Here is a 1543-nt window from a genome sequence, read left to right on the forward strand (position 1 = left end):
CAACCAAACCGCTTGGCGCTGCAGCGGACACTACAGGGGGAAAACTGTAACCCATGTATCCGGTTCAAAGTGTTACCCATCTATCAACTGGACAGCTCTGATCGCCGGTTTCGCCAATCATCGGCGTTGCAGGAAGAGCGTCTAGGTTGCGGCTACTCCACTTCCCAAGCTCAGAGCCCCAGCTCAGCCCGCAATTCGTCGGTGCTGTTGATGACGATCGCACCAGGCGGCCCGTCCATAGGCAATTCCGGCCAGAAGATCGTCCTCATCCCCGCCGCCAATCCCGCCGTGACGCCGGTCACGCTGTCGTCGACGGCCACGGCATCGGCCGGATCGACATCGGCCAGCCATGCGGCGCGCAGGAACGGCTCGGCATGCGGCTTGCCTTCGCGCACGTCGTTGCGGCTGATCGTCTTCATGCCTGGATAGAAAAGGCCGACCATGCGCAGATTGGCGTCGACGACCAGCCGGTCGGAATTGGACACCACCGCTTGTGCTACGCCAAGCGCGCGCAGTTCGTTATAGATCTCGATCGCGCCGGGGCGCGGCTTCAGCGTCTCGGCCATCGGCAGGTAGTGGTCGTATTTGCGCACGATCCAGTCATCGAACGGTAGGTCGAGGCCGAACTCGTCGCGCAGCATTTCGTAGACCGGCCATGCGGCAATGCCGAGCACCCGCTTATGCAGGTCGGGCGGCGCCGCGATGCCGACGCTGTGCAGCGCCGCAATCAGCGCCGCCTCGTGCAATGGCTCACTGTCGACCAGCGTGCCGTCCATGTCCCAGAAAACCGCTTTCGGCGTCATGCGAGGCTCCTTTGTCCGAATCCCTTAAAGGGTTTGCGTCGGGAGATAAACCGCGGCGCTTGCCTGCACCGACATTGCGGGACCTCCAAAATTGCTTGGCTACAATCATCCACTCGAAACGCCACAGGCACCTCGGCAGCTTACCTAAGCAATTGCTCTGGCGGTAGGCAATTGCGCACAAGCGCATTTCGCCGTAAAAGTAAGGCGCTCCGTCTCGATTGTCGGGGCAGGGAGGCAGCAAGTTGAATTCCCGGCAGGATAGCGGCAGCAACAGGCTGGACGACGCGGCGCGCGCCGGCTGGCTCTATTATGTCGCCGGCAACACGCAGGACCAGATCGCCTCGACGCTCGGCATCTCACGGCAGACGGCGCAGCGGCTGGTGTCGCTGGCGGTGTCCGAAGGGCTGATCAAGGTGCGTGTCGACCACCCGATCGCCAATTGCCTCGACCTCGCGGCCCGGCTGAAATCGCGCTTCGCGCTCGATCTGGTCGAGGTGGTGCCGAGCGATCCCGCTTCCTCCTCCACCATTGGCGTCGCCGTGGCGGCGGCTGCCGAGATCGAGAGACGGCTGCGGTCGCGGGGGGGGGGGGGGGGGGGTGGCGGGGGGGGGGGGGGGGGGGGGGGGGGGGGGGGGGGGGGGGGGGGGGGGGGGGGGGGGGGGGGGGGGGGTGGGGGGGGGGGGGGGTGGGGGGGGGGGGGGGGGGGGGGGGGGGGGGGGGGGGGGGGGGGGGGGGGTGGG

Annotated in this window: 1 protein-coding gene and 1 pseudogene; one reads left to right on the plus strand and one right to left on the minus strand. The window is 66.6% G+C overall.

Annotated features, from left to right (window positions below):
- Positions 1 to 170 precede the first annotated feature (170 nt).
- On the minus strand, positions 171 to 803 hold the full coding sequence (locus NKH12_RS30360) for an HAD family hydrolase (protein ID WP_352956472.1): 633 nt from the start codon (positions 801 to 803) through the stop codon (positions 171 to 173).
- A 242-nt stretch (positions 804 to 1045) separates the two neighbouring features.
- On the opposite strand from NKH12_RS30360, the pseudogene NKH12_RS30365 reads away from it, so the two are divergent.
- Positions 1046 to 1381, plus strand: a pseudogene (locus tag NKH12_RS30365) (helix-turn-helix domain-containing protein); the annotation flags it as partial.
- Positions 1382 to 1543: the final 162 nt, after the last annotated feature.

This window comes from Mesorhizobium sp. M1322, assembly GCF_040318085.1.
GTDB lineage: Bacteria > Pseudomonadota > Alphaproteobacteria > Rhizobiales > Rhizobiaceae > Mesorhizobium.

Bases quoted from the DNA above. Each gene is read 5' to 3' on its own strand.
- NKH12_RS30360 (WP_352956472.1), bottom strand. From the start codon at position 803: ATGACGCCGAAAGCGGTTTTCTGGGACATGGACGGCACGCTGGTCGAC.